Origin of the sequence: Thiomonas sp. FB-Cd, from assembly GCF_000733775.1 — a bacterium.
Lineage (GTDB): Bacteria > Pseudomonadota > Gammaproteobacteria > Burkholderiales > Burkholderiaceae_C > Thiomonas_A.
This window is the reverse complement of record NZ_JPOE01000002.1, coordinates 317,777-344,370: the sequence shown is the minus strand read 5'-3', so window position 1 is coordinate 344,370 and position 26,594 is coordinate 317,777. Positions and strand designations below refer to the sequence as shown.

At 62.4% G+C, this 26,594-nt stretch carries 22 protein-coding genes; 17 read left to right on the top strand and 5 right to left on the bottom strand.

All coding sequences use genetic code 11. The features are described 5' to 3' along the window. Window positions 1-16 precede the first annotated feature (16 nt). The 11 genes from CD04_RS21255 to CD04_RS0101630 all read left to right on the top strand — a co-directional run bounded on the left by CD04_RS21255 (window position 17) and on the right by CD04_RS0101630 (window position 10,674). Window positions 17-268 (top strand): DUF2892 domain-containing protein, encoded by a 252-nt coding sequence (locus CD04_RS21255; protein WP_038167411.1) that lies wholly within the window; start codon window positions 17-19, stop codon window positions 266-268. A 55-nt stretch (window positions 269-323) separates the two neighbouring features. Then, window positions 324-560: a thioredoxin family protein gene (locus CD04_RS0101675; protein WP_031404089.1), complete on the top strand. Its 237-nt coding sequence runs from the start codon at window positions 324-326 to the stop codon at window positions 558-560. 17 nt (window positions 561-577) lie between these two features. Further along, entirely contained in the window at window positions 578-1,087 is a 510-nt protein-coding gene (locus tag CD04_RS0101670; protein WP_031404088.1) for a heme-binding protein, read from the top strand. Window positions 1,088-1,422: 335 nt separating this feature from the next. After that, complete coding sequence (locus tag CD04_RS0101665; RefSeq protein WP_031404087.1) at window positions 1,423-2,346, top strand: cation diffusion facilitator family transporter; 924 nt, start codon at window positions 1,423-1,425, stop codon at window positions 2,344-2,346. 474 nt (window positions 2,347-2,820) lie between these two features. Further along, window positions 2,821-3,858, top strand: a complete 1,038-nt coding sequence (locus tag CD04_RS0101655; protein WP_031403801.1) for an IS630 family transposase — start codon at window positions 2,821-2,823, stop codon at window positions 3,856-3,858. A 111-nt stretch (window positions 3,859-3,969) separates the two neighbouring features. Next, a complete protein-coding gene (locus tag CD04_RS0101650; protein WP_031404085.1) occupies window positions 3,970-4,200 on the top strand; it encodes a hypothetical protein in 231 nt (76 codons plus the stop codon). A gap of 1 nt (window position 4,201) precedes the next feature. Beyond that, the gene (locus tag CD04_RS24300) at window positions 4,202-5,158 is read left to right on the top strand and encodes an HAD-IC family P-type ATPase (protein WP_231480423.1); all 957 of its coding nucleotides are present in this window, start codon (window positions 4,202-4,204) and stop codon (window positions 5,156-5,158) included. A 29-nt stretch (window positions 5,159-5,187) separates the two neighbouring features. Further along, the gene (locus CD04_RS24295) at window positions 5,188-6,765 is read left to right on the top strand and encodes a cation-translocating P-type ATPase (RefSeq protein ID WP_231480595.1); all 1,578 of its coding nucleotides are present in this window, start codon (window positions 5,188-5,190) and stop codon (window positions 6,763-6,765) included. A 32-nt stretch (window positions 6,766-6,797) separates the two neighbouring features. Beyond that, complete coding sequence (locus CD04_RS0101640) at window positions 6,798-7,493, top strand: VIT family protein (RefSeq protein ID WP_031404084.1); 696 nt, start codon at window positions 6,798-6,800, stop codon at window positions 7,491-7,493. An 86-nt stretch (window positions 7,494-7,579) separates the two neighbouring features. Then, window positions 7,580-9,373: an N-acetylglutaminylglutamine amidotransferase gene (locus tag CD04_RS0101635; protein ID WP_031404083.1), complete on the top strand. Its 1,794-nt coding sequence runs from the start codon at window positions 7,580-7,582 to the stop codon at window positions 9,371-9,373. 5 nt (window positions 9,374-9,378) lie between these two features. Then, window positions 9,379-10,674, top strand: coding sequence for a hypothetical protein (locus CD04_RS0101630; protein WP_051848847.1), 1,296 nt, complete (start codon window positions 9,379-9,381; stop codon window positions 10,672-10,674). On the opposite strand, the gene CD04_RS0101625 is transcribed toward CD04_RS0101630, so the two are convergent. Next, on the bottom strand, window positions 10,653-11,978 hold the full coding sequence (locus CD04_RS0101625) for a UDP-glucose/GDP-mannose dehydrogenase family protein (RefSeq protein ID WP_031404081.1): 1,326 nt from the start codon (window positions 11,976-11,978) through the stop codon (window positions 10,653-10,655). The two genes, CD04_RS0101630 and CD04_RS0101625, sit on opposite strands and share 22 nt — an antisense overlap. A 437-nt stretch (window positions 11,979-12,415) precedes the next feature. On the opposite strand from CD04_RS0101625, the gene CD04_RS0101620 reads away from it, so the two are divergent. From CD04_RS0101620 to CD04_RS0101595, 6 genes are read left to right on the top strand one after another with little or no spacing between them, the layout of a single operon-like run. After that, window positions 12,416-14,101 carry an alpha/beta fold hydrolase gene (locus tag CD04_RS0101620; RefSeq protein ID WP_231480594.1) on the top strand — a complete coding sequence of 562 codons (1,686 nt, stop codon included), beginning with the start codon at window positions 12,416-12,418 and terminating at the stop codon, window positions 14,099-14,101. 5 nt (window positions 14,102-14,106) lie between these two features. Continuing rightward, window positions 14,107-15,552, top strand: coding sequence for a bifunctional enoyl-CoA hydratase/phosphate acetyltransferase (locus CD04_RS0101615; protein WP_231480422.1), 1,446 nt, complete (start codon window positions 14,107-14,109; stop codon window positions 15,550-15,552). Beyond that, window positions 15,549-16,751, top strand: a complete 1,203-nt coding sequence (locus tag CD04_RS0101610) for an acetate/propionate family kinase (RefSeq protein ID WP_031404078.1) — start codon at window positions 15,549-15,551, stop codon at window positions 16,749-16,751. Before CD04_RS0101615 ends, CD04_RS0101610 begins: the two co-directional genes overlap by 4 nt. 4 nt (window positions 16,752-16,755) lie before the next feature. Further along, window positions 16,756-18,039, top strand: coding sequence for a DUF4010 domain-containing protein (locus CD04_RS0101605; RefSeq protein WP_031404077.1), 1,284 nt, complete (start codon window positions 16,756-16,758; stop codon window positions 18,037-18,039). A gap of 22 nt (window positions 18,040-18,061) precedes the next feature. Beyond that, window positions 18,062-20,422 carry a plasma-membrane proton-efflux P-type ATPase gene (locus CD04_RS0101600; protein ID WP_051848846.1) on the top strand — a complete coding sequence of 787 codons (2,361 nt, stop codon included), beginning with the start codon at window positions 18,062-18,064 and terminating at the stop codon, window positions 20,420-20,422. Between the two features lie 19 nt (window positions 20,423-20,441). Then, entirely contained in the window at window positions 20,442-21,566 is a 1,125-nt protein-coding gene (locus tag CD04_RS0101595; RefSeq protein WP_031404075.1) for an alpha/beta fold hydrolase, read from the top strand. Between the two features lie 523 nt (window positions 21,567-22,089). Here the strand turns inward: CD04_RS0101595 and CD04_RS0101585 are convergent. From CD04_RS0101585 to CD04_RS0101570, 4 genes are read right to left on the bottom strand one after another with little or no spacing between them, the layout of a single operon-like run. Beyond that, a complete protein-coding gene (locus tag CD04_RS0101585) occupies window positions 22,090-22,428 on the bottom strand; it encodes a hypothetical protein (RefSeq protein WP_051848845.1) in 339 nt (112 codons plus the stop codon). Window positions 22,429-22,457: 29 nt separating this feature from the next. After that, a complete protein-coding gene (locus tag CD04_RS0101580) occupies window positions 22,458-23,567 on the bottom strand; it encodes an ABC transporter permease (protein ID WP_031404072.1) in 1,110 nt (369 codons plus the stop codon). A gap of 13 nt (window positions 23,568-23,580) precedes the next feature. Continuing rightward, window positions 23,581-24,696: an ABC transporter permease gene (locus tag CD04_RS0101575; RefSeq protein WP_031404071.1), complete on the bottom strand. Its 1,116-nt coding sequence runs from the start codon at window positions 24,694-24,696 to the stop codon at window positions 23,581-23,583. After that, window positions 24,693-26,510, bottom strand: a complete 1,818-nt coding sequence (locus tag CD04_RS0101570) for an ATP-binding cassette domain-containing protein (RefSeq protein WP_031404070.1) — start codon at window positions 26,508-26,510, stop codon at window positions 24,693-24,695. Before CD04_RS0101570 ends, CD04_RS0101575 begins: the two co-directional genes overlap by 4 nt. Window positions 26,511-26,594: the final 84 nt, after the last annotated feature.

The window sequence follows — 26,594 nt, the reverse complement described above, 5'->3', positions numbered from 1 at the left end:
ATCCAAGGAGATTTTCATGACCACCAATCGCATGGTGAGCATCATGGCCGGGTTCATGGTTCTGCTCAGCCTGATGCTGGCGCAGATCACCGGCCAGATCGACCTGTTGCACCCCACCTGGCTGTGGCTCACGGGCTTCGTCGGCCTGAACGTGTTCCAGATGGGTTTCACCGGCTTTTGTCCCGCGGCCAAGGTGTTCAAGGCACTGGGCTTCAGAGACGCCACCAATGCCAGTAGCGCCATGGCTTCAGACAAGAGCTGCTGCTGAATCCAACACGCACCCTTGCGGGCGCTCATCGCATACGACATTCAGGAGTCTGACCATGATCACCATCAAAATTCTCGGCACCGGCTGTGCCAACTGCAAGGCCACGCAAAAGCTCGTTGAAGACGTCATCAAAGCCAGGGGCGTACAGGCCCAGGTTGAGAAGGTCGAGGACATCCCCTCGATCATGAAGTACGGCGTGATGAGCACGCCTGGAGTGGTCATCGATGGTAAGGTCGTGCACGCTGGCGGCATTCCCAGCCGCGCGCAGGTCGAACAGTGGATCAGCGCCTGAGCCGGGGAACCAGCACCATGCGTAAGCCAATGATTGTGGCCTTGTCCTTGCTTGCGGCCGTGTACGGCACATCGGCCCATGCCGAAAGCCCAGCCGCCACCTGGACGCAGAAAATCATCACGCCGGAGATTGCGCTCAAAGCTGCGCAGACGGCGAAGGCCGAGTGCCAGACGCGCGGCTGGCAGGTGGCGGTGGCGGTCACCGACCCCTCGGGCCTCCCGTTGGTCGTGGTGCGCGACCGCTACGCCGGCTGGCATACCCTGGCTGCGGCCGAAGGCAAGGCTCGGACCGCAGCGAGCTGGCGCGAGTCCACAAGCACTGTTGCCGCGCGGGTGAACAAACCCGGCTCGGCCGAACAGGCGATCAAGAACCTGCCCGGCGTGGTCATGGTCGGCGGCGGCATGCCGATCGAAGCTGCCGGCCAGTTGGTTGGCGCTATCGGCGTGTCGGGTGCACCGGGTGGGGACAGCGACGACATCTGCGCCAAGGCTGGATTGGCAGGCGTCGAAGATGACCTCGCGTTCTGAGGAGCAGGCGTGATACGTCGGCGCCCCCCCCCGCGCGGTGCTCGGCGTTGGTTCATCACCCCTGGGGCAAACCTGGCGCTGGGACCAATGTCGCCCACTCGCGCTCCCTGTACCTCATCGCGGCACGCCTGCACCGGGACCCTGCGCCACACGCGATGGACGTTGCGAACAAGCATGGCTTGACACAGCTCACGCTCCACGTGGTGCGCAGAGTCTATAAAGCTCAAAATCGGATATGGCGTCATGCAGCTGCGTAGCGCGGCATGACACGCCTCCCGGATCGCTAGCACACCGCAGATTCCCCAAAGTTCACGCTCGCCGACCACGATCACCCTGTGCCTCAAGATTTCGGAGCGCGCTTCGCGCTTGGCATTGTGCTCAATCTAGCGTTCGTCGCCGTCGAGGCCTTCTATGGATGGCGGTCGAATTTTCTCGCACTGTTGGCCGATGCGGGTCACAATCTCGGTGACGTGGGTGCTCTTGGGTTGGCTTGGGCGGGGCTTGCCGCAGGTCGTTTGCATGCGAACGACCGCCATACTTATGGCTGGCAACGTGGCTCTATCCTGGCGAGCGTCGTCAACAGCACATTCCTGCTGGTGCTCATGGGTGCGCTTGCGCTCGAAGCTCTACAGCGCTTCGAAGCCCGGGCCGTGGTGAGCGAATGGTCAGTGCACGCCGTCGCGTGCGTTGGCATCATGGTCAACGGAGGAACTGCATGGCTTTTTCTCGGGAAGGGCAAGAGCGGCCTGAACGACCGCAGTGCTTTTGCGCACATGGCGGCCGACGCCTCGGTGTCGCTCGGCGTGGTCATCAGTGCGGCAGCGGTATTGGCCACGGGGTGGACTTGGGTCGATCCAGCCGTCACGCTGCTCATTGCAGGGGTTGTGTTGTGGGGGACATGGATCGTGTTCAGGCAGTCCCTGCATCTGCTATTTGATGGGGTACCTGCCGGTATCGATCTGACATCGGCTCGCGCCCACCTGCTGACGATACCGGGTATCCAGGCGCTGCACGATCTGCATGTGTGGGCGCTGAGCACCTCGCAGGTGAGCTTGACTGCGCATCGGACACTCGGCAGGGATGCGCCAGGCATCGATGCCATTCTCGAGCAGGCGAAGCGCATGCTGCACGACAGCTTCGAGATCAGGCACGTGACGCTGCAAATCGAATCCGAGGCCTTTGCCGCCTCCTGTGAACTTGCCGCGGTGCCTCGGGCTGCTTGCCCCGGCAATACGACCTCCGAAGGAATATCGAGGTGAGCGGCTCCGGAGACTCAATTCATTCCGCTGCAATGATGGACAGTTCCAAAACCTGCTGTGTGCCCGGCTTCGTCCCTTGGCTCTCCAGGCCCTTGCTGCGGAGCCTCACGCGGTTGACACAAGCGCCCAAACGTTTCGCTTTGGTGGCCGGCGCGATGCAGACGGGACACTCCTGGTGGGGACACGGCGACGCGGACGGCCGCCACCTTGTGGATACCACGATGCTGCCCCACGTCGCCCGCATCGCCGAGTGGGATGCGTGGCGGCCCCTACCAGAATCGTCCTTCGACGGGGCACGGTGGATGCATTGGCTGGCCATAGATCAACCGCAAAAGTTCGCGACGCGCGTCTGGCGCCTTATAACAGGCCCGATTCAAACAAGCGCCACCGCTCCGGGCGTCACCACCTTTTTCGCGCTTATAGATAAGGCCCAATAAAATATGAACTTTCAGCAAGTTTTTTGATCCATTGATGATGGAAAAAGAAAACGCAAGAAAGCAAACACTCGAGCAACTTCACGAGCGGCGCAAGCAAGTCGTGAGGTTGCACAAGCGGGGCGTCAAGATCATGCAGATCGTGGACATGACGGGGCTGAGTTACCCGCCGGTTCGAGCGGCCATCGACTTGTACGAGGCTGGCGGCTGGAGCGCCATCCGGCCGACTCGGCGGGGACGCGCCAGAGGCGACGGTCGGGTGCTCAGTCAAGCGCAAGAAGAGACGATCCAGCGCCTGATCATTGACACACGTCCCGAGCAACTCAAGATGGACTTCCATCTGTGGAGCCGCGCTGCGGTGATGCAACTCATTGAACAAGAGTTCGACATCAAACTGCAGGTGCGCAGCGTTGGAAAGTACCTCACCCGCTGGGGCTTTACGCCGCAAAAGCCCATCAAGCGAGCCTATGAGCAAAGCCCCGCGGCGGTGCAGGCTTGGCTGGAGGGGGAATACCCCGCCATCGAGCAGCGCGCCAGGGTTGAGGGCGCGGAAATTCACTGGGGAGACGAAACCGCGCTGGTCAACACGGACGTGCGCGGCAGAAGCTTTGCCCCTGCGGGCAAAACCCCCGTGGCGATGGCGGTGGGCGGGACGCGCCAGAAGCTCTCGATGATCGCCACGGTCACCAACCAGGGCAAGACCCGCTGGATGATCATCGACGAGGCGTTTGACGCCGACAAGCTGATCGAGTTCTTGCAGGCGTTGATCAAGGATGCAGGCAAGAAGGTGTTCCTGATTCTGGACAACCTGAGGGTGCATCACAGCAAGTTGGTGAAGGCGTGGGTCGCCTTGCACAACGCGCAGATCGAGCTGTTTTACCTGCCCAGTTACAGCCCCCAACTCAACCCTGAGGAGAGGCTCAACGCCGATCTCAAACAGGAAATGGGCAAACGCGTGCCGGTGCGAACCAAGGCCAAATTACGCGAAGCTGCGAACGACCATATGGCGATGCTGGAACAAAACCCGCAGCGTGTGATGAGCTACTTCCAGGACCGGCGCGTTCGCTACGCAGCTTAATACTTCACAGGGCCGGAGCAATAGGAGGATCCGCTTGCCAGATATGGAAGTTGGTGCGCGGGCACGCAAGATCAGCGAACACGATCTTGGAACCGTCAATCGGGCCGGGCGATGACTGGTCGGCTCGACATCTTGGGACTCACGTTCCCAGTCAATCGCCAGCAACGCGGGGCAGTGCAATCGGGGCGTCTTGCCGCGTCCGTTACCCCTGACCTTGGCTTCCTCATCGGCCGGTGCAACGACAACGTGAGCTTCCGCGCGATGCACGCTGGAATCCTGGGTACCTCGGTCGTCTCGGGTATCGAGCTGGCGGCGCTTCTGCGCGACAAGCTGGTGCATTGAGATGGAGCCACCCCAAGCACAAGGAGCGAAAGCCAGCAAAATCCAGAGCCTATCCACTGCCGAGTCTGTCCAGCGACTCCAGTCCGAAGGCCCCAACCTTTTGCCGGGAAGCGCGCCCAGGACCCTTTTTAGTATCGCGCTTGGCGTGCTGCGCGAGCCGATGTTTCTGATGCTCTTAGTCGCCGGTAGCATCTATCTGCTGCTGGGCAACCAGGCCGAAGCCATTTTCCTCCTTGCCTTCGTGTTCGTGGTCATTGGCATCACCCTGGCCCAGGAACGCAAGACGGAGCGCGCCCTGGAGTCGCTGCGCGATCTCTCGGCGCCTCGCGCGCTGGTGATCCGCGACGGAAAGGAGACGCGCATCGCAGGACGCGATGTGGTGCGCGGCGACCTGCTCGTGCTGAACGAAGGCGACCGTATCGCAGCAGACGCTCAACTGCTTCAGGGCCAGCTCACGGCGGATGAATCCCTTCTCACCGGCGAGTCCGTGCCGGTGGACAAGCGGGCGAATGCGGCACTGCATGAACTTCCCGCGCCGGGCGGTGACGGCTCAGCGGAGCTCTTCGCCAGCACGGTGGTGACCAAGGGCGCAGGCCTTGCCGTAGTCCAGGCCACGGGTTCCGCGACCGCTGTCGGTCGCATCGGCCTCGCCTTGACGACCACTGAAGAGGCCGGCTCCGGGTTGCAGCGGTCCTCACGCACGCTGATCCGCAATCTCACGCTCATCGCCCTCACGCTGGCGACTTCGCTGGTGCTGACCGACTATGGGACGGTCGTGCACTGCTGGATAGCTTGCTGGTGGGCATTGCTCTGGCCATGGCCATCTTGCCAGAGGAGATTCCGGTCATTCTCACCGTATTCTTGGCCTTGGGCGCTTGGCGTCTCTCAAAAAACAAAGTCCTCACGCGCCGCGTGCCGGCCGTGGAGGCTCTGGGCGCAATCACCGTCCTGGCTGTAGACAAAACAGGCACGCTGACGCAAAACCGCATGCAGGTTGGCGAACTTGCGGTTGGAAACGTCCGGCTCAAAGCCACCGAACCCGCATTTCCCGAGGACTTTCACGCACTGATCGAGTTCGGCATGCTGGCCACGCCCCCGAACCCTTACGATCCGATGGAGCAAGCCATCCAGGAATTCGGCCACACGCGCTTGGCAGGCACCGAGCATATCCGTGACGAACGCAGCGCTGAGTTCCAGTACGCGCTTGACCCCGACATCCTGGCGCTAACCCGTGTGCTCTCGGGCACGGCTCCCGATGCTCATCTTCTGGCAACGAAGGGCGCGCCTGAGGCGGTAGCCGACTTGTGCCACCTGCCCGAAGCGGATCGTCAAGCGATCCACCAGCGCGTGGAAGCGATGGCGGCACGCGGCCTGCGCGTTCTGGGTGTGGCACGTGGAATCTGGAGGTCTGCAGGCGCCACAAGCGGATGGCCCAAGAGCCAGCATGACTTCGATTTTGAGTTCCTTGGTCTGATCGGATTGATCGATCCGCCACGAGCGGATGTGCCCGCCGCCATTGCGCAATGCCGTGCTGCTGGCGTGCGCGTGCTGATGCTCACCGGCGATCATCCCGCCACGGCGCGCGCGATTGCCCAGCAAGTTGGTCTGTCCGAGCGAGCTGAAGTCATCACGGGTCCTGAAATCATGGCGTTGGATGATGTCGCGCTGCGAGAACGCCTCCATTATGTAGACCTTTGTGCGCGCCTTAAGCCAGAGCAGAAACTTCGCTTGGTCCGCGTGCTGCAAGAGGCAGGCGAAGTCGTGGCAATGACCGGCGACGGCGTCAATGACGCGCCCGCGCTAAAGGCCGCCGATGTGGGTATCGCCATGGGGGAGCGCGGCACGGACGTGGCTCGCGAGGCAGCCGCCTTGGTCCTTCTTGATGACAGCTTTGCAAGCATCGTCGGTGCGATCCGTGGCGGCCGGCGCATTTACGACAACATCACCAAGGCCACCCGCTTCGTATTTGCGGTGCATTTGCCCATCATCGCTCTGGCCCTCGTACCTGCACTACTGCACTGGCCGGTGCTACTGTTGCCCGTGCATATCGTGCTTCTGGAACTGCTCATCGATCCCGCCTGCTCCATCGTCTTCGAGGCCGAGCCGTCGGCCATTGACCTCATGCTCCGCCCGCCACGCCCATTGAATGCGACACCATTTGCGCCCAGGAACGTCGCTTCGGCACTGGCGCAAGGGCTTGGCGTTGCCGCCATCCTGTTGGGCGGATATGCGCTACTGCAAGCGTATGCAGGCTGGGGTGAAGCCAGCCTGCGCTTGACCATATTCAGCGCTCTGGTGCTTGTGCTATTCCTGCTAATCTTGGCCAATCGCAACAGGACGCACACCGTGCTCTTGAAGTTTCCGATCGACAACCCTTGGTTGGGTCGCTTGTTCGCCAGCGTTGGCATCATGCTGGCGGCGGTCACTCTCATTCCCGCTTTGCGTCACGTGATGGGCTTCGCCACCATCACCTGGCCACCCTTGGCCGCCGCCCTCATTTTGCTGTTGGCCTGCGGCCTTTGGCTGCAAGTGCTACGTTCAGCCAAAGGCTTGCAGTGGTATTAGCCAAGGTGCCTTTCTTATTGGAGACTCCAGCCATGTCGAGAATGCATGTTGAACGCCATCGCACCCAGCATACGGGCTGGCTGCGCGCGGCGGTGCTCGGCGCCAACGACGGCATCGTCTCCACGGCAAGCCTGATCGTCGGTGTTATCGCGTCAAACGCCACGCACAGCGCGGTGCTCGTGGCCGGTGTCGCGGGCCTCGTCGCGGGGGCCATGTCCATGGCGGCAGGTGAGTATGTCTCGGTCAGCTCCCAGGCCGACACCGAACAGGCCGACATTGCCCGCGAGCGCCAGGAGTTGGCCTTCGACGGCGTGCGCGAGGAGGCTGAGCTTGCTGGCATCTATGTGCAGCGGGGTCTGGATGCCGATCTAGCCAAGCAAGTGGCAACGCAGTTGATGGCGAAGGATGCGCTGGCGGCCCATACCCGCGACGAACTTGGTATTTCTGAAAGCGTGAGGGCAAACCCCCTTCAGGCTGCATTCACGTCGGCATTCGCGTTCGCCGTAGGTGCTGCGCTGCCGCTTCTCTGCGTTGTGGTCTTCCCAAGAGGGAATCTGCCCTGGATCGTCAGTGTGACATCCATTGTTTTTTTGGCCATCCTCGGGGGGCTTGCGGCCTTCATGGGCCGCGCACCGCTTGTGCGTGGCGTGCTACGCGTAACGTTCTGGGGCGCACTGGCGATGGCCATCACGGCAGGTGTGGGCCTGCTGTTTGGATCTGGCGCCTAAACCAAGCCTCGGAGCCGAAACCAGGCCTCCCTCCAGAAGCAGCTGCATCAACGACAATTACCAGATTACATCTTACGAAACTGCCTATGTGTGGAATTTGCGGCGAGTTACGGTTCGACGGCACACGTGCCAATGCAGAAGCCGTGGGTCGCATGACTGCGCGTCTTGCGCCTCGCGGCCCGGATCACGCTGGCCACTGGAGCGCTGGGCCGATAGCGTTCGGCCACAGACGTCTGGCCATCATCGACCTGAGTGCTGCGAGCGACCAGCCCATGACAGACCCCGACTCGGGTTGCACGTTGGTGTTCAACGGGGTGATCTACAACTATCGCGAACTTCGCGCCGAACTTACAACGCTTGGCCACCACTTCAGCACATGCGGCGACACGGAAGTCATTCTCAAAGCCTATGCTGCCTGGGGCGAAGGTGCGGTTGCGCATCTTGATGGCATGTTCGCCTTTGCGCTGTGGGATCCACGCGTCGGCATCCTGCTGTTGGCACGCGACCGTTTCGGGATGAAGCCGCTGTACCTGGCTCAGGACGGAAATCGCCTGCGTTTTGCGTCCAGCCTTCCCGCGTTGCTTGCCGCAGGCGGCGTGAATAAGGCCATCGATCCCATCGCCCTGCACCACCTCTTCACCTTGCATGCCGTCGTTCCCGCACCACGCACCATCCTCCAAGGTGTGCGCAAACTGCAACCCGCTCACCTGCTTCGGGTGGAACTCGACGGAACACGCACACTTTCACGCTATTGGCATCTTTACGCTGGGCGTCGCGCACCCGAGCCTAGCGAGGAGGAATGGATCACCCGCACGCGCCACGCACTACAGTCGGCGCTCGACAGCCATTTGCACGCCGCCGACGTACCGGTGGGGGTGCTGCTCTCCGGTGGGCTGGACTCCAGCCTGCTCGTGGGAATGCTGGCACACCACGTCCCTGATCTACGCACCTATTCCATCGGCTTTGAAGACCTGGGTGACACCCCTGAAAAGGCCGATGAATTCATCTATTCCGACCTGATCGCGCGCACCTTCAACACACGTCACCACAAGCTCAGCATTCCCAACAGCATGGTTCTGGAGCGACTCCCAACAACCATTGCGCGCATGACCGAACCGATGTTCAGTCACGACGTTGTGGCGTTCGACCTGCTGGCAGAATGGGTGGGCCACGACGTCAAGGCCGTGTTGGCTGGCCAAGGAGCCGATGAGGTATTCGCGGGTTACTTCTGGTATCCGCAAATGCAAGCCGAAAGGGGCTTGCCCCTGCAACGCTTCGCCCGCCACTACTTCGACCGCGACCATGCCGAGTGGCTGCGCTTCATCGCTCCCGAATATCACGTGCCGGACGTCACCTCTGAACTGATCGAAGATGCGTTCGATCGATCAGGCGCCGACACCTTTCTTGACCGCGTTCTGCGCCTCGATGTGACCACGCTGATCGTCGATGACCCTGTCAAGCGCGTCGACAACCTGCCTATGGAGCACGCACTCGAACTGCGCGTGCCTTTTCTCGACCGCACGCTGGTGGAGCTGGCAGCCCGCATGCCACCCGAGCTGCGCCTGCGCGAAGGTGGGAAGTACCCACTAAAGGCTGTTGCCCGCGGCCTGATTCCGGACGCCGTCATCGATCGCCCTAAGGGATATTTCCCTGTGCCGGCGCTCAAACATGTGCGCGGCGCATTTCTGGGCCGTATGCGAGATCTGCTCACATCCACCGCATGTCTCAACCGCGGCCTGTACCAACGCGGGTACGTCGACGGATTGCTTGATGCGCCCGAGGCGCCCGAACATTTCACCCGTATTCAGGGCAGCAAGTTATGGCATGCTGCATTGCTCGAGTGGTGGCTACAAACGCACGTGGACATCGCGCCCGCCTGAAAGCCATGATTGAAAGACTGAATCGCGATTGCTTTTGCATCAGCCTGGATCGCCAGGCTCTGGCGCAAGCCTTGGAGTCCGAACTCGGCCAGCCCGGCTTGTACGCGCTTATCCAGCAACGCAACCCTCACATGTTCTCGGCGCAGCCGGTCTTTGTCGCGGGCAGACACATTGCCCGAATGCGAGCCGTGGTGAAGGCCGTGGAGCGTGTCGCCTCGTTGCCAAGCTTCGAGCAAGCCGTGCTCGCTCGAGCGCCGGCGGCAGCCCGCCACGACCCCGGCAATCCGGGCGTATTTCTTGGCTTTGACTTCCACCTTGAAGGTGAGTCCTTGCATCTCATCGAGATCAATACAAACCCGGGTGGCGCGCTCCTGTCCGCGGTGCTGGCGCGCGCCCAGCGAGCCTGCTGCGAGGAAATGCAAGACATGGTCCCAAGCGCAGAGTCCGTTGACGCCTTCGAGGCTGACATCATGGCCATGTTTTTGCGTGAATGGAGGCAAGCAGGACACACTGGCGCGCCGCGCCGCATAGCCATTGTCGACTCGGAGCCCGCCACGCAGTACCTCTACGCCGAGTTCTTGCTCTTTGCACGACTGTTCGAACGCGCCGGCATCGAAACTGTTATTGTGGATCCCACCGCGCTGCGTATGGACGATTCACGCCTTTGGCATGGCGACAAGGCGATCGATATGGTCTACAACCGGCTGACCGATTTTGCACTCGACGCACCGGCTCATGCTGCGCTGCGCCGGGCGTGGAGTGCCAATGCCGCGGTCATTACCCCGCACCCCCGCGCCCATGCCCTCTATGCCGACAAGCGCAATCTGGCGCTACTGAGCGACGCCGACTCGCTGCGCGCTCTGGGCGTGGAAAGCAGTATTTCTGCGCTTCTCGCAGCGCATGTGCCGCAGACGCAAATCGTCTGCACACAAAATGCGGAGAAGCTCTGGGCTGAGCGGCGAGGCCTGTTCTTCAAGCCCTGGGCCGGGTACGGCAGTCGCGCGGCCTACCGCGGCGCGAAGCTCACCAAAGGCGTATGGTCGGGCATCGTGCGCGGCCAGTATGTGGCTCAAGCTTTGTCCCCTCCCGGGGAACGCAACATTGGCGACGCCAATGCCCCCCAGCCCCTCAAGTTCGACCTCAGGGCTTACGCCGATACAGGTCATGTGCTTTGGTTCAGCGCACGCCTCTATCAAGGTCAAACGACCAACTTCCGCACACCGGGCGGAGGCTTCGCCCCGGTGTACACGGAACCCACAGGGCAAGAGGCATCAACGACTCAACCGCGACCAATCCCGTAATAGGCCAGCCCCGCGGCGCGCACGGACTGCGGGTCCCAGAGGTTGCGACCATCAAATACGACTTTGGCACGCAGTTGCAAAGCAATCTGCTCGAAGTCGGGTGAGCGGAATGCATGCCATTCAGTGACGACGACCAGCGCATCTGCACCCTGCAGCGCCGACGCGGCGTCTTTCGTAAGCTCCAGACCTGGACGAGCTCCCCAGATTTTTCGAGCGCTCTCCATGGCAACCGGATCAAAGGCCTGGACCTTGGCACCCGCCCCGAGCAAGGCTTCAATGAGGTCAATGCTGGGGGCGTCCCGCATGTCATCCGTATTGGGTTTGAAAGCAAGCCCCCATACAGCGATCGTGCGGCCCTTGAGTCCATCCGCTGCAAAGTGTGCGGCAATCTTCTCAAACAGGCGCTGCTTCTGCCGCTGGTTGACCGCGTCGACGGCCTCGGCCAGTTCGGCGCGCAAGCCGGCTTCGCGCGCCATGAAGGCAAGTGCCTTCACGTCCTTCGGAAAGCATGATCCGCCGTAGCCCGCGCCCGCATACAGGAAGTGGCTGCCGATGCGTTGGTCCACCCCCATTCCAAGCCGCACCTGCTCAATGTCGGCGCCCACAGCCTCAGCCAATCGGGCAAGTTCATTCATGAAGGAAATGCGCGTGGCCAGCATGGTATTGGCGGCATACTTGGTGAGTTCGGCACTAGCCGCGTTCATCACCATCATCTTCTCGTGATTACGGTTGAACGGCCGATACAGGTCGCGCATCACCGCGATGGCACGTTCGTCGATGCTACCCACCACAATGCGGTCACCACGCGTGAAATCGTCAATGGCCGATCCCTCCTTGAGGAACTCGGGATTGCTTACCACGCTAACCCAGTGCTGTACGCCGCGACGTGCCATTTCCTCGTCGATGATGTCTTGCACCATGGCGACCGTGCCGACGGGCGCAGTGGACTTCTGCACCACCACGAGCGGACCATTGACGTACTGGCCAATTTCATGGGCGGCACCTCGCACCTGGCTCATGTCAGCTTGGCCAGTGGGCAGTGGCGGCGTACCGACGGCGATAAAGCACACCTGCGCCCCATTGAGTCCTTGCGCAAGACTGGGCATGAAACCCATGCGTCCCGCCTGCGCGTTGTGTGCCACGAGTTCGCTCAGGCCTGGCTCATAAAACGGCACCTGGGCTTTTTCCAGCGCAGCAATACGTCCAGCGTCACGTTCAACGCAGATAACGGTGTTGCCAACGTCGGCAAAGCATGCCGCAGTAACCAGGCCCACATACCCGGCGCCGATAACGGTGACTCGCATGAATCCATCCTTGGTAATGTCGCAGTAGCCCATTATTGTGCATTGACAGCGCACGGCGCGGTTTGGAGCAGCACTTGCGCGCGTCCACTCTCGGATGGCCACCGCCGTTACGCTTGACGCATATCAACCTTCCTGCGGCGTTGCAGCATTACAAATAACCTATAGGCTTTATGGAGATGGGCATGAAATCAAACACGCAACCCCGTGCTTCGCGGCGCAACCGTTCCGGTACCGCGATCGGGATCACCCCTGCGCCTGAAATCCCCATCCCAACCGGCGCTCAGCACGATTCAGGCTCACCCGGCGAGCGCCCGCAAATCGGTGTCTCCCTCGCGGCAGCTGTGCCTGCGCCAAGCGCGGAGTCGGCAGCTTGCTTGAGTCCGCCGCCTCAGCCCGACGCGGGGCTGGCTGAATTAATTGATCGCGCCGCGCACGCCATGCAGGCGCGGCGCACGCTGGGTCTATCACCCGCGTCTCTGGGATTGGCCGCGGCTGATTGGTGGACACACCTTGCCGCCTCGCCGGGCAAACGCCTTGCGTTAGCAGGAAGTGCCTTGCGCAATGCGGCCATCTACGCAGAGTATTGCGCTCGCGCAATAGCGCATCGGCCAGGCATGGGCGATACAGCCAATTGCATCGCCGCAACCCCGAACGACCGGCGTTTCGCCGATCCAGGCTGGCAACGGTACCCGTTCAATTTGCTTCAACAGGCATTCTTGTTACAGGAAGACTGGTGGCGCAATGCCACATCCGGCGTGCGCGGTGTGTCCAGGCATCATGAGCAGGTGGTTGCTTTCGCCGCTCGGCAATGGCTGGACATGCTTGCACCAACCAATTCGCCTTTGACGAATCCCGAAGTCATCGATGCCACGCTCAGGACTGGCGGCATGAATTTGGTCGAGGGCACCAAGGCCTGGATGGATGATCTGCAACGTGTCATGACTGGCCAGCCCCGCGCTGGAACGGAGAATTTCCTCCCAGGGAAGCAAGTCGCTCTCACCCCCGGCAAGGTGGTATTTCGAAACCGGCTCATTGAGCTCATTCAATACAGCCCAACCACCGCGCAGGTTTGGGCCGAGCCGCTTCTGGTGGTACCTGCTTGGATCATGAAGTACTACATCCTCGACCTCTCACCCCAGAACTCGATGGTCAAGTATCTTGTCGACCAGGGCCACACAGTTTTCATGATCTCATGGAAGAATCCAGGCCCCGAGGACCGCGAACTCGGGATGGATGATTACCTCGCGCTTGGCCCTCTAGCCGCGCTGGACGCGGTAGGACGCATCCAGCCTGGGCGCAAGGTACACGCCGTCGGCTACTGTTTGGGCGGCACTCTTTTATCCATCGCGGCCGCCGCCCTGGCGGCCAAGGACGATGAGCGCCTCGCTACCGTTACGCTTTTGGCCTCGCAGATCGATTTCACCGAACCTGGAGAGCTGTCCTTGTTCATCGACGAAAGCGAGGTGAGCTTCCTAGAAGACATGATGTGGGCGCAGGGCTATTTGGACACCACGCAGATGGCCGGCGCCTTTGAGATGCTGCGCTCGTATGACCTGATCTGGTCACGCATCACCCGCGACTACCTCATGGGCCAGCGCCGTCCTCCAAACGATTTGATGGCCTGGAACGCTGACGCCACGCGCATGCCCGCTCGCATGCACAGCGAATACCTGCGCGGCCTCTATCTGAATAATGACCTGGCTGAAGGGCGCTGGAAGGTGGACGGCCAGACCGTTACGGTGGAGGATGTACCGCTTCCGTGGTTTGTCGTCGGCACAGAGGCTGACCACGTTGCGCCCTGGCGGTCCGTATACAAGATTCATCTGCTGGATCACAGCGAGGTAACTTTCGTGCTGACCAGCGGCGGTCACAATGCTGGCATCGTCAGCGAACCGGGGCACCCACGGCGGCATTATCACTGGGCGTTGCACAAGCATGGAAGCGCCTTTCAAGCGCCGGAGCAATGGCTGGCGCAGGCCACGCCTGAAGATGGTTCATGGTGGCCGCGCTGGAGTGCGTGGCTGGGTGCCCACAGCAGCCAAATGACTGCGCCGCCGCGCATGGGCGTTGCAGGCGCGAAGCCGCTGATGGATGCGCCGGGCAGTTACGTGCTGCAACGCTGAACCTCATGGACCTCCACCCCCGATATGCCATGGCCGACCTCATCGAAAACCACCCCATTGCTGAACTGCAGGTTGGAAACTCGGCTTCGCTGACGCGAAACTTTACCGAGGACGAAGTGCAGACCTTTGCGCTGATGTCAGGGGATGTGAACCCTTCACACGTGGATGCAACCTTCGCGGCAAGCGATCCCTTCCACAGGGTGGTGGCGCATGGCATGTGGTCGGCCGCGCTGATTTCCAATGTCCTTGGCACCCAGCTTCCAGGGCCGGGGACGGTGTACTTGAGCCAGGATCTGAAATTTCTCAAGCCGTTGTTCCTGGGCGACACCGTGCGGGTCACGGTGACCGTCACGGCGATCGACACCATTGCCGAGCGTGCGCCCCGCGCAACCCTGCACTGCACCGTGGTCAATCAGCGCAACGAAACTGTTGTCGAGGGATCCGCCCACGTGCTCGTGCCAACTGAAAAGGTCAGCCGCCCGCGCGTGCATCTGCCCAGGCTGGAGCTGCGCGACCCGGGCGTAAAGCTGCGAGCAATCATTGAACAGGCCCGCACTGCATTGGCAGGGCGACCACCCCTCTCGATGGCTGTGGTGCACGCGGTGGATGCCGTTTCCTTGGGTGGCGCCGTGGACGCGGCGATGGCGGGGCTGATCCGCCCGATTTTCGTGGGCCCGGAAGCCAAAATGCGCGCCGCTGCCGCTGCCGCTGGCATTGATCTCACGGCCTATCCCTTGGTGGCGACCGAGCACAGTCATGCCGCGGCTGAAAAAGCGGTAGCCATGGCGCGCACGGGAGAGGTACAGGCATTGATGAAGGGGTCGCTGCACACGGATGAGCTCATGCATGCCGTAGTCGATCCGCAAACGGGACTGCGCACGGCACGGCGCATCAGCCATGTGTTCGTGATCGATGCCGTGGGCCAACCCCGCTTGCAGCTGCTTACCGATGCGGCGGTCAACGTCGCGCCAGATCTGGAAGCCAAGCGAGACATCGTCCAAAACGCGATCGATCTGGCGCATGCACTTGGCATCGCACAGCCCCGGGTCGCCATTCTCTCGGCAGTGGAAACCGTCACCCCCAAGATTCCCTCCACGATTGATGCAGCGGCCCTGTGCAAGATGGCGGACCGCGGACAGATCACGGGCGGCCTGCTCGACGGCCCGCTCGCATTCGACAACGCCGTGTCCAAACGCGCCGCGGATACCAAAGGCATTGTCTCGAGCGTTGCCGGTCAAGCCGACATCCTTGTGGCACCCGATCTGGAGGCGGGCAACATGCTCGCAAAACAGCTGGAGTATCTCGCCGAGGCCAAGGTCGCGGGTATCGTATTGGGCACGCGCGTGCCCGTCGTGCTCACCAGCAGGGCCGACCTTTCGGATGCGCGCATGGCATCGTGCGCACTGGCCGTGCTTCTGGTTCTGGCAACCAGCACGATGGTGCCTGCATGAGCTCCTCGGTACTCAGCCTCAATGCGGGTTCGGCCAGCCTCAAGTTCGCTTTGTTCGATCACGCCATCGCCCGCGGTGCCTCGGGCCTTCCGACCGCGACTCTGCGTGGTGAAATCGACGCGCCAGACGGCAAACCCACTTTGACCTATAGCCGAACCGGCGAGCCCTCCCGCACTGAGGCGCCCAATGCGCTGCGCGGCGACATCGGCGGCGAAACCACCTGGCTTATCGATTGGCTGATGCGAGCGTGCGATGCGCCACGCCCCACGGTTGTGGCGCATCGCATCGTTCACGGAGGACTGCGCTACAACCAAGCCGTGCGCATCACGCCCGGCGTGTTCGCTGATCTGCAGGACCTCACAAGCCTCGCGCCGCTGCACCAGGGCCCTGGTCTTGCGGGCGTGCAAGCGGCACAAGCCATCTTGCCCGACGCGACGCAGGTGGCCTGTTTCGACACCGCGTTCCATGCAAACCACACTGATGCCGAGCGGCGCTACGCGATTCCACGCGTTTGGCATGAGCGGGGCTACCAGCGCTATGGCTTTCATGGCCTGTCGTATGACGCCATTAGCCGGCGCCTTCCTGCCGTGCTCGGCGAGCAGGCGCATGGAGCCGTGGTCGTCGCGCATCTAGGCGGTGGCGCAAGCCTGTGTGGCATGCGCAGCCTTCAAAGCGTTACGACGACAATGGGGTTTACGGCGCTTGACGGACTGGTGATGGGCACACGCTGCGGCGCGCTCGACCCGGGCCTTGTGCTGCAGTGGTTCCAGCACGATGGCATGCGACCGGAAGAAGTCAGCGACCTGCTCTACAAGCAAAGCGGACTTCTCGGTGTGTCGGAGATCAGCGCTGACACACGCGACCTGCTCGCCAGCAAGGACCCGCGATCCCAGCAAGCCATCGACGTGTTCGTGGCCAGTATCGTGCGCCAGATGGGATCGGTGGTTGCCGCTTTGGGCGGGCTCGACGCACTGGTGTTCACCGGTGGAATTGGCACCCATCAACCCATGATCCGGGCCGCCGTGGTGCAGAGGCTTGCCTGGTTGGGCTTGGCGCTCAACGCCGAGGCGAACGCGAATGGCAATCTGAATATCGCCTCAAGCGCCAGCCGCATCCCCGTCCTTGCGCTGCCCACCGACGAAGAAGCCGTGATGGCGGCGCAGGCCGCAGCCCTGCTGACGGTAACGGCCGGAAGGTGAACGCATGACCGGTACCCTACCACCGCTTCTCCTGCAATTCGCCGCCACCGCGGTGCTCAGCTTTGTGCTCGGGCTTGAGCTGCACAGCTACCGCCGCGCGCAGGATGAAGGCATCGGCTTCGGCACCACACGCACGCTAACCCTTATCGGCGCGGCGGGCTTCGTGCTTTGGCTTCTCGACGGCTCCTCGCCGCGTGGGCTTTACCTTGCGGGCCTGGCAGCGCTGGCGGTTTGGCTCGCAGTGGATCTGGCTCGGCACGGCGCCGCTGGGGCGGAAGGGGGCGGCGCGCTGTTGCCTTCGGTCATTGCTTTGCTTGCCTTTGCGCTCGGCCCGCTTGTGCTCACGCAGCCCGACTGGCTGGTGGCCGCAGTATTGATCGTCGCCATTCTGATGCTCGCCGAAAAGCCGCTGATCCGTCGCCTGTCGGACGCCATGCCGATGGCCGAGGGCGTGACCCTGGTCAAGTTCCTCATCCTGGCTGGTCTCGTTCTCCCGCTGCTGCCCAACACACCGATCCCTGGCCTCGTCGACATCACTTACGCCAAAGTCTGGATGGCCGTCGTCTTGATTTCCACCATTTCTTACGCGGGCTATCTGGCGCACGCCTATTTGTTTCCGAAAGCAGGCACATTGCTCACCGGCGTTCTCGGCGGCGTGTATTCCAGCACGGCAGCTACCGTCGTGCTTGCGCGGCAAGCACGACTCGACACGGGCATCGCTGCACAAGCGCCCGCGGCCACCGTCCTGGCGACCGCGATGATGTATGTCAGGCTGTGGATCGTGATCGTCGCACTGGGGCACTGGCCCGCGGCATTGCACCTTGCACTACCGTTCACTTTGCTGCTGGCTGGCTCGCTTGGCGTGACCTGGTGGCTTTGGCAACGCGGCCGCCGACAGGCGCCGCAAGCCCCCGGGGCGACGCTTGGAGCACACAGCGCCAATCCACTTGACCTGCCCGTTGCATTCCTGTTCGCCGGACTTTTCGTGGCTTTCGCGGCCATCACGAGCTTCGTCACGCAGCACTTCGGAGCGACCGGCTTGCACGTGCTGAGCTTCCTTGTTGGGTTCACCGACATTGATCCCTTCGTGCTTTCACTGCTGGCCGGACATTTCCAGGTGACCGAAACGGCGGTGATCACCGCTGTGCTCATCGCAACCGGAAGCAACAATCTTCTCAAAGCGGGGTACGCTTTGGGCATCTCCAGGCAAAAGGCCATGCTGCCGGCGGCGGCTTGGCTGGCCTTTACCCTGCTGCTGTCTCTGGGCTGGGCGGCATGGGTGAAATAACCTCGCTGCTCAGCGCTTGCATATGAACCCCGCAGCCTTCGTTGCCGAAACAGCCACCACCGATCGCACGCGCGGCCTGACCGACGACGAGGTGAATCGGCGCCTGGCGCAGTCGGGGCCTAATGCAATCCCGGATAAGGCAGTCGCGGCTTGGCGTCAATTTTTGGGTAAGTTCTGGGCGCCGGTGCCGTGGATGCTCGAAGCGGTGATCGTGCTGCAGGTTTTGTTGCGGCGTGGCCCGGAGGCCATCGTGATCGCCGCATTGCTGCTGTTCAATGCGGTGGTCGCCTTCGCCCAGGAACAGCGCGCCAAGGACGCGCTGGCCTTGCTGCGCAAGCAACTGCACGTCAACGCCCGCGTCCTGCGCGACGGCGTCTGGCGCACTGTCCCCGCCGAGCAGTTGGTGCCGGGAGACGTCGTGCACGTACGCGCTGGCGACTTGGTTCCAGCCGACCTGCAACTGTTCGAAGGCGACGTGGCACTCGACCAGGCTGCACTGACCGGCGAATCGCTGCCGGTGGACGCTGGCCCTGGAAAATCGGCCTACGCCGGGTCCATCGTGCGGCAAGGAGAGGCAAGCGGCATCGTCACGGGCACGGGCGCACATACCTTTTTCGGCCGCACCGCGGAACTCGTGCGCACGTCAAGCGCGCCGAGTCATATGCAGCGCACAATTTTCGGTATTGTCGAGCGACTTGTGGTGTTCGATGCGGTTCTGGTCGTGCTCGTCGTCGCCTATGCCTTGTCGCACGATATGCCCATGCTGGACACCGCGGTGTTCGCGCTGATGCTTCTGGTGGCGTCCGTCCCGGTAGCGCTGCCGGCGACCTATACGCTGGCCACTGCGATCAGCAGCATGCAACTCGCGCACAAGGGCGTCCTGGTCACGCGGCTCCCGGCCGTGGAAGAAGCCGCTGCGATGGACACGCTGGTGTCGGACAAGACCGGCACACTGACACAGAACACGCTCACACTGCAAGCCGTGATGCCCTTGGCAGCGGGCACCGACGCCAAGCAGGTGCTGTACGCTGCCGCACTGGCCAGCGACGACGCCACGCAGGATCCATTGGATCTGGCCGTTCTCGACCCAGCGCGCAAGCAAGGGCTTCTGCAGGGTGCGCCGCTGCGTCAAGCCTTTCACCCTTTCGACCCGGCCACCCGCCGCAGCGAAGGCGTGTACCTCGCCGACGGCAAGCCTTGGCATGCCTTGAAGGGGGCGGCCAGCGTTATCGGGCCCCTTTGCCGGCTCGATCGCGCGCAACAGGGCGCGCTCGACGCCGCGCAAACACAGCTCGCCGCCCGGGGCGCGCGCGTGCTGGCGGTTGCGGCGGGGAACGATGATGCATTGCAGCTCCTCGGCCTCGTCGGCTTATCCGATCCGCCGCGCCCGGACGCCGCCGACCTGATCGCCCAACTCACGCTTCTCGGCGTGCGCGTACGCATGGCCACAGGCGATGCACTGGAAACCGCGCGCGCCATCGGTGCTGCGCTGGGCCTCGGCACACGCGTATGCGAGGCAAAGGGCGACGCGCTGCGCGACCCAGAAAACTGTGATCTGTTCGCCCGTGTGCTGCCCGAGGACAAACACGCCATCGTGCAGGCGCTGCAGCGCAACGGCCACGTCACCGGCATGACCGGCGACGGCGTCAACGACGCTCCGGCACTGCGTCAGGCGGAGCTTGGCGTGGCCGTGGCCAGCGCGACCGATGTGGCAAAGGCTGCCGCCGGTGTGGTGCTCACCGACCCGGGCCTGTCCGGTGTGCTCACCGTGGTGCGCACCGGGCGCGAAGTGCACCGGCGTATGCTCACCTACACATTGAACAAGACTCTCAAGACCTTCGAAATCGTTGTCTTCCTCACTCTGGGCTTGTGGCTCACGGGACGCTTCGTCATCTCGCCCACGCTGATCGTACTGCTGCTGTTCACCAATGATTTCGTCACCATGACGATCGCCACTGACCGCGTGCAACCCGCGCCGCGTCCACAGCGCTGGCAGGTGCGCAAACTGGTCGCCGCGGCCCTCGTGTTCGCGGCGCTGTCGCTTGCGTTCTCATTTTCGTTTTACTGGTGGACACATGCCACCCTAGGGCTTTCTGCGCCGCAGTTGCAGACCGTCGTCTTCCTGATCCTGGTCTTCACCACCCAGGCGAGTATCTATGTGCTGCGCAGCGACGGCCGCTTGTGGTCGTTGGCGCCCGGGCGCTGGATGCTCCTTGCAAGCCTTGGTGACGTCTTCGTGGTGAGCTTTTTGGCCGGCTTCGGCGTACTCATGGCTGCACTGCCTTGGGGGCTAATCGCCGCGCTCATCGCGTGTGTCTTGGTGTTCGCACTGGCGCTTGATCAGGCCAAGCACATCGTGTTCAAACGTTTTGCCATCGTTTGATGGCGGGAGGACTATCGTTATGACCCAGGCGACCAAGCAGCCATCGAAGGTGCCGAACATCAACGTGCCTATTTTCTGGCCCGTGCAACTGGCCGCTGATATGGCTGAGCAGGGCATGGATCTTCTCGCCCGCAACGTCAAGTTTGTCGCCGAGGAGTCGCGCCTGCACGGCGGCCTCAAGCCGCACCTTGCCACGGCGCATACCGAGCGGCTCAAGCTGCGCACGCTGACGCTGTGTGACTATTCGGCGCCGGATGCCACGGGCGCTGCGACGCTGGTGATTGCGCCGTATGCCGGCCACACCTCGATGATCGCCGACTACCACCAAGGCCAGAGCTTGATGCAGACCCTGCGCGGCGCCAACGTCAACCGGTTGTTCCTTACCGACTGGCACAGTGCCACGCCCGACATGAAAGACCTGGAAGTTGATCAATACCTGGCCGAGCTGCTGGCTTGCATCGATGATCTGGGTGGTCACGTCAACTTGGTTGGCCTGTGTCAAGGTGGGTGGACAGCGGCGATGCTGGCGGCGCGCTTTCCCGAGAAGATCGCCAGCCTGGTGCTGGCCGGCTCGCCGATCGACACCCACGCAGGCAATGGTTCACTGGTGAAAATGGTCAAGGCCAGCCCGATGAGCTTCTATGAAGATCTCGTGGCCTCCGGCGGCGGGCTGATGCTCGGCAAATACATGCTCGCTGGATGGAAGAACATGCACCCCGAGCAGCATTACGTGCAGGAGCACATCGATCTTTACGAGCACATCGACGACCCCATCTGGCTGTCCAAGACAGAGGCGTTCGAACGCTGGTACGAGAATCCGCTTGACCTACCCGGCCGCTGGTACCTGCAGGTGATTGATCAACTATTCAAGCGCAATTTTCTGGCCAAAGGCAAGTATGTCGCGCTCGGTCGCACGCTGAGCCTTAAGGCCATCACCTGCCCCCTCTATCTGCTCGCCGGGGAAAGCGACGACATCACCGGTCACCAGCAGGTTTTCGCTGCCGAGGCGCTTTGCAGCACACCCAAGGACAAGACTAAAAAGCGCATGGTCCCGGGAGGGCATGTGGGTCTGTTCATGGGCGCGCGCACGCTCAGGGATGTATGGCCCGAGATTGGCCGCTGGATCGTGGCCCAGGGACGTTGATCGCGCAGGGTTTTGGGAGCTCAGGCTGTTGTGTAGCGCGCCGATTCCTAACGCTCGATCTCGCATTCCACAATCGGACCTCGCACTGACGACGGGGCAAGGCCCGGATCCTTCTATCCGGCCTTTGCAGCCACTCCCACGCAGCACGCACGGCCTTCAGTGCGCGGCGTGATGTTCGCCGCCTTGCATGACATCGCTTCGTTTCATCAGCCCACGCCCCTCCCCCATTCGAGCGCGATGGGCGAAGCGGCCGCTGCGATTTCCGATCACGGCTTTGCGCCCAACCGTTGCACGCACGCCAACGCTCTCACTCAACGACGAGACACGCCCTCGTCGCGCGCGTCGCTGTTGCTGCTGCATATGCGTTTTCCCCAATCGACGCACCTGTACCAATGGCGGCCTTGGAAAATCGCCCCATATGGCGCACACGTGTTCTATCTCAGGCACGGCCCTTTGCGGTGAAGCGCATCCCTTCCAAGCACACGCGGCATTGCCCTTGCCCACGCCGGGAACACATCCAGTCTCAGACATCCCCCGGCGGCAAGTCCGGCGGTGGCTCCAGGCCAAGCCTGGCGCGTCTGGCCACGGCGAACTGCGCCAGCACGGCACCCGCGAGCCACGCCAGGGCTCGCAGGGCCCGTATCAGCAGCGGCGATACGCTTGCGGATGCGCTGCCCCACTCGCGCAACAGGCGCGGATCCAGCGAGCCCGATACCGTAAAGCTGACACCCAGTGCGGCGACGAGGCTCAGCAGCCACACGATGCCAAGCCGCCGAATGAAGGCAAACAGCAGCCGGAACACGACGGCACCCAGTAAACCAAAGAGCAGCGTCTCGATCAGCAGGATACGAATCACGTTCATCTCTCCGGAATGGACACAGCACCGCCGCTTCAGGCCATGCGGTGTCGAAACAGCCAAGCGGCAGCGGCCATGCTTGCCAAGCCGATCAGCGCCAGTGGCCCGTACTGCGGCAATAGCATGTGCACGCTGTCGCCTTGGAGAAATACACCGCGGACGATGATCAGGAAATAACGCATTGGGTTGAAATAAGTCAGCAGTTGCACGGCTTCGGGCATGTTCGCAATCGGAGTGGCAAACCCCGAAAGAATGATCGAGGGCACCAGAAACATGAAGACACCAAGAAGGCCTTGCTGCTGGGTAACGGCCAGCGAGGAGATCATCAGACCGATACCGATAGCGGCCAGCAAAAAGAAAAACAGTCCCAACGCCAGCGCGGCGATGCTGCCGACGAAAGGAACCTTGAACCACCACACAGCCATCAGCGCGATGAAGCCGCCCTCGAGCCCGCCAATGACGAAGCCTGGAACGGCTTTGCCAACCAGAATCTCGAATGGGCCCATCGGTGTCACCAACAGTTGATCAAAGGTACCCATCTCGCGCTCTCGCGCCACGGACAAACCCGTGACCAGAAGCGTTACCACCAGTGTCAGCAGGGCTACGATACCCGGTACGATAAACCAGCGCGACAACAGGTTGGGATTGAACCAGGCGCGTATGTCGAGCCGCGCCGGCGGCCCCTGATTGCCATGCGTGCCGGCCCACTGCTGGTTGAAGTCCAGCAGCACGCCGCTGACATCATTGAGAGCCAGCGATGCGGTGTTCGAATCGCGTCCGTCGATGATGATTTGAAGCTGCGCGGGGGCCTGCGTGAGCAGGTCACGCGTGAAATGCTGCGGCACATGCAACACGAGAAGCGCCTGCTTGTCATCGATCAGCGGGGCAATCTGCGCTTCCCGAGTGATGGTGGCGATCTGCTCGAAAGTCGCGGAGCCTGCAAAGCGCGCCAGCAACTCCCGTGCGGCGTAGCCCGTGTCCTCGTTATAGACCGCGTAGGGAATGTGGTTGAGATCAAAGCTTGCGGCGTAGCCGAACACCATCAACTGGATCAGCGGCGGGCCGATCAGCACAGTTCGGCTGGCCGCGTCGCGCAGCACGGCGAGAAATTCCTTGACGATCAGCGCGAGGATGCGTGCCCACATGATGCCTGTCGCTTCAGTCCAGACGCTTGCGGGACTTGCGTCGCGCAATACCGAAGAAAATCAGCGCCATGAGCGCCAACGCCGCGCTGTTCGAGAGCACCACTGGCCAGACGTCTCCCGCCAGGAACAAGGTCTGCAAAATGGCCACGTAGTAGCGCGCGGCCACAACGTGTGTGAGAAACCGCACCACTGCCGGCATCGATCCGATGTCGAAAATGAATCCAGAGAGGATGAACGCTGGCAGAAAGGTCACGATCACCGCCACCTGCGCGGCGACGAACTGGTTCTTGGCAAGCGTTGAGATCAACAGGCCCATGGCGAGGGCCACCAGCAGAAACAGCGCCGAGCATGCCACCAGCAGCCAGAAACTTCCCACCAGCGGCACCGTGAACAGCCATACAGCCATCGCCACGGACAGCAGCATGCCCCCCATACCCAACACGAAGTAAGGCACGAGCTTGCCAATCAGGATCTCGCCAATCGTCACCGGACTGGCCATCAGTGCCTCCATCGTGCCGCGCTCCCATTCGCGCGCGATGACCAGCGCCGTAAGCAGCGCGCCAATCAGGGTCATAATCACGGCAATCAGCCCGGGAACCAGAAAGTCTCGGCTGCGCAAGGCCGGATTGAACCAGATGCGATCGTCGGCAACCACCGGAATCGTCAGGGGCTTGCCGGCCGCATCGGCTTGCAGCTGGAGCCAGTTCTGCCACATACCTTGCAGATAGCCTTCAAGGATGCGCGCGTTGTTGGCGTTGACTCCGTCCACCCACACGCCCACCAGCGCGCTGCGACCCGATAGCAGGCTGCGACTGAAATCCGCACGCAGCCACACGATGCCGTTCACAGTGCCCTCCATCAGTGCTCGCCGGGCTTCGGCGACGGTAGCGTAATGCCGGGGGGCGAAATAGTCCGACTGCACAAGCCCGCCGACAAAGCCTGCTGTTTGCGCCGTTGGCTGCTCAACCACCACGGCCAGTGGCACCCGATGGGCGTCCAGCGACACGCCATAACCAAACAGCAGAAGCAAGAACACTGGAAGCACGAACGCGATGGCAATCGCCGACGGATCGCGCACAATCTGCAAAAACTCCTTGCGGATCAGCCCCCGCAAGCGCTGCCGGTTCACGCTGCCCTCCGGATCTGTGTCTCGTGCGCCTGAATCAGCTCGATGAACGCATCTTCCATGCTGGGCTCGGGAAGCCGGACGCTGCGTACGCGCGCGCGAATCTCCTGCGGCGAGCCGAGAGCCAGGATCTCACCCAGCGACATCAGGACCAGGTTGTCGCAATACTCAGCCTCGTCCATGAAGTGCGTCGTGACCATCACCGTCACCCCGGACTCGGCCAGCTGGTTGATGCGCTGCCAGAACTCGCGCCGAGCCAGCGGATCAACCCCCGACGTGGGCTCGTCGAGAAACAGGATCGAAGGCTCGTGCATTAGTGCGCAAGCCAGCGCCAAGCGCTGCTTGAAGCCCAGCGCTAGGTCGGCGGTACCGGCATCGAGAAATCCACCGAGATCGAACTCGCGTTGCGCCCAGTCCAATCGCGCCTTGCGCCGAGCGCCGCGCAATCCGTAGGCCGAGGCGAAAAATCTCAAGTTTTGCGCCACGCTCAGGTTGCCGTACAGTGCGAATTTCTGCGCGACGTAGCCGATCCGCGCCCGGGCTGCGCTGCGGGCCGTGTGCAGATCCACACCGGCCACGCGCAAGGTGCCGGAGCTGGCCGAAAGCAGGCCACACAGCATGCGAAATGTCGTGCTCTTGCCGGCGCCGTTGGCACCCAGAAGGCCAAAGACCTCGCCACGCGACACGCTGAAGCTGATCCCCTTGACCGCTTCGAAGCTACCGAAGAAGCGGCGCAGCTCATGTGCCTCGATCACCGTGTCGGCGGTTGGCGCCGCCACGGCGGCCCGTATTGCAGGCGCTGCTGCAGCGGACAGGGACATCGCCAAGATATCACCGCCGGCAGTTCCCACCGTCCCGGCGGTGGGGGTTGGACCAGGATTGCCAAGTGCCGGAGTGGGGCTCGCCGCTGGCGCCGAACGCAACAGGCTGACGAAGGCATCCTCGAAGCGCGGCGCCACCGGCTGCCAGTCTTCGCCGGCTTGCGCTTGTGCCTGTGTGCCGCCCAGCACCACGTGGACACCGTCGGCCTGAACCAGCGCGTCAATCACGCCCTGGCGTGCAGCGAGCCGTGCCTGCAAGGCACGGCGCCTCAGCGTGGGGTGCTTCACAAGATAACAGCGCCCCGCCAGCGGCGCGCCAAACGCGGCGGGCGCTTGCTGCGCGAGCAAAAGCCCGCGGTGTAACAGCACGATGTCGTCACACAGCTCAGCCTCGTCGAGATAGGCAGTGCTGACGAGGACGCTCACCCCCTGCGCGCGCATGGTCTTGATGATGCTCCAGAGCTCCCGTCGCGAAATCGGGTCGACACCGACGGTCGGCTCGTCCAGAAGCAGGAGTCTGGGTGCGCGTAACAAGGAGCAGGCCAGCCCCAATTTCTGCTTCATGCCACCGGACAATGCGCCGGCCCGGCGCTTGCCAAACGGCCCCAGCGCGGTCAGACGCAGCAATTCCTCGAAGCGCGCGCCGCGCTGGGTTTCGTCCAGTCCTTGCAGATCCGCGTACAGGTTCAGGTTTTCCTGCACGGTGAGATCTTCATACAGGCCGAAGCGTTGCGGCATGTAGCCGATGAGCTCCTGAATGGCTGCCGAATTTGCGCGCGTGTCGTGCCCCAGCACGCGCACCGTGCCTGCCTCAGGCAACAGGAGCCCGGCTGCCAGGCGCATCAGCGTCGTTTTGCCGGCACCATCCGGGCCCAGAAGCCCGGTGATGAAGGCTGGCTGCACCGTAATGCTCAAGCCGGCGAGCGCCTCCACGACGCGACGTCCTTGATGAAAACGCTTGTGCACACCATCAAGCTCCAGCGCTGGCGATCCCACGGCCTTGTATGTTTAAACCAGATCAGCGCGGTGCAGTCTAATCACCGTTGAGGTGACCGGACCGGATCGTGCAGCCTGAAACGC

Coding starts and splice junctions, on each gene's coding strand:
- CD04_RS21255 (WP_038167411.1), top strand. CDS start 17: ATGACCACCAATCGCATGGTGAGCATCATGGCCGGGTTCATGGTTCTG.
- CD04_RS0101675 (WP_031404089.1), top strand. CDS start 324: ATGATCACCATCAAAATTCTCGGCACCGGCTGTGCCAACTGCAAGGCC.
- CD04_RS0101670 (WP_031404088.1), top strand. CDS start 578: ATGCGTAAGCCAATGATTGTGGCCTTGTCCTTGCTTGCGGCCGTGTAC.
- CD04_RS0101655 (WP_031403801.1), top strand. CDS start 2,821: ATGGAAAAAGAAAACGCAAGAAAGCAAACACTCGAGCAACTTCACGAG.
- CD04_RS0101650 (WP_031404085.1), top strand. CDS start 3,970: ATGACTGGTCGGCTCGACATCTTGGGACTCACGTTCCCAGTCAATCGC.
- CD04_RS24300 (WP_231480423.1), top strand. CDS start 4,202: ATGGAGCCACCCCAAGCACAAGGAGCGAAAGCCAGCAAAATCCAGAGC.
- CD04_RS24295 (WP_231480595.1), top strand. CDS start 5,188: ATGCAGGTTGGCGAACTTGCGGTTGGAAACGTCCGGCTCAAAGCCACC.
- CD04_RS0101640 (WP_031404084.1), top strand. CDS start 6,798: ATGTCGAGAATGCATGTTGAACGCCATCGCACCCAGCATACGGGCTGG.
- CD04_RS0101635 (WP_031404083.1), top strand. CDS start 7,580: ATGTGTGGAATTTGCGGCGAGTTACGGTTCGACGGCACACGTGCCAAT.
- CD04_RS0101630 (WP_051848847.1), top strand. CDS start 9,379: ATGATTGAAAGACTGAATCGCGATTGCTTTTGCATCAGCCTGGATCGC.
- CD04_RS0101625 (WP_031404081.1), bottom strand. CDS start 11,978: ATGCGAGTCACCGTTATCGGCGCCGGGTATGTGGGCCTGGTTACTGCG.
- CD04_RS0101620 (WP_231480594.1), top strand. CDS start 12,416: ATGCAGGCGCGGCGCACGCTGGGTCTATCACCCGCGTCTCTGGGATTG.
- CD04_RS0101615 (WP_231480422.1), top strand. CDS start 14,107: ATGGACCTCCACCCCCGATATGCCATGGCCGACCTCATCGAAAACCAC.
- CD04_RS0101610 (WP_031404078.1), top strand. CDS start 15,549: ATGAGCTCCTCGGTACTCAGCCTCAATGCGGGTTCGGCCAGCCTCAAG.
- CD04_RS0101605 (WP_031404077.1), top strand. CDS start 16,756: ATGACCGGTACCCTACCACCGCTTCTCCTGCAATTCGCCGCCACCGCG.
- CD04_RS0101600 (WP_051848846.1), top strand. CDS start 18,062: ATGAACCCCGCAGCCTTCGTTGCCGAAACAGCCACCACCGATCGCACG.
- CD04_RS0101595 (WP_031404075.1), top strand. CDS start 20,442: ATGACCCAGGCGACCAAGCAGCCATCGAAGGTGCCGAACATCAACGTG.
- CD04_RS0101585 (WP_051848845.1), bottom strand. CDS start 22,428: ATGAACGTGATTCGTATCCTGCTGATCGAGACGCTGCTCTTTGGTTTA.
- CD04_RS0101580 (WP_031404072.1), bottom strand. CDS start 23,567: ATGTGGGCACGCATCCTCGCGCTGATCGTCAAGGAATTTCTCGCCGTG.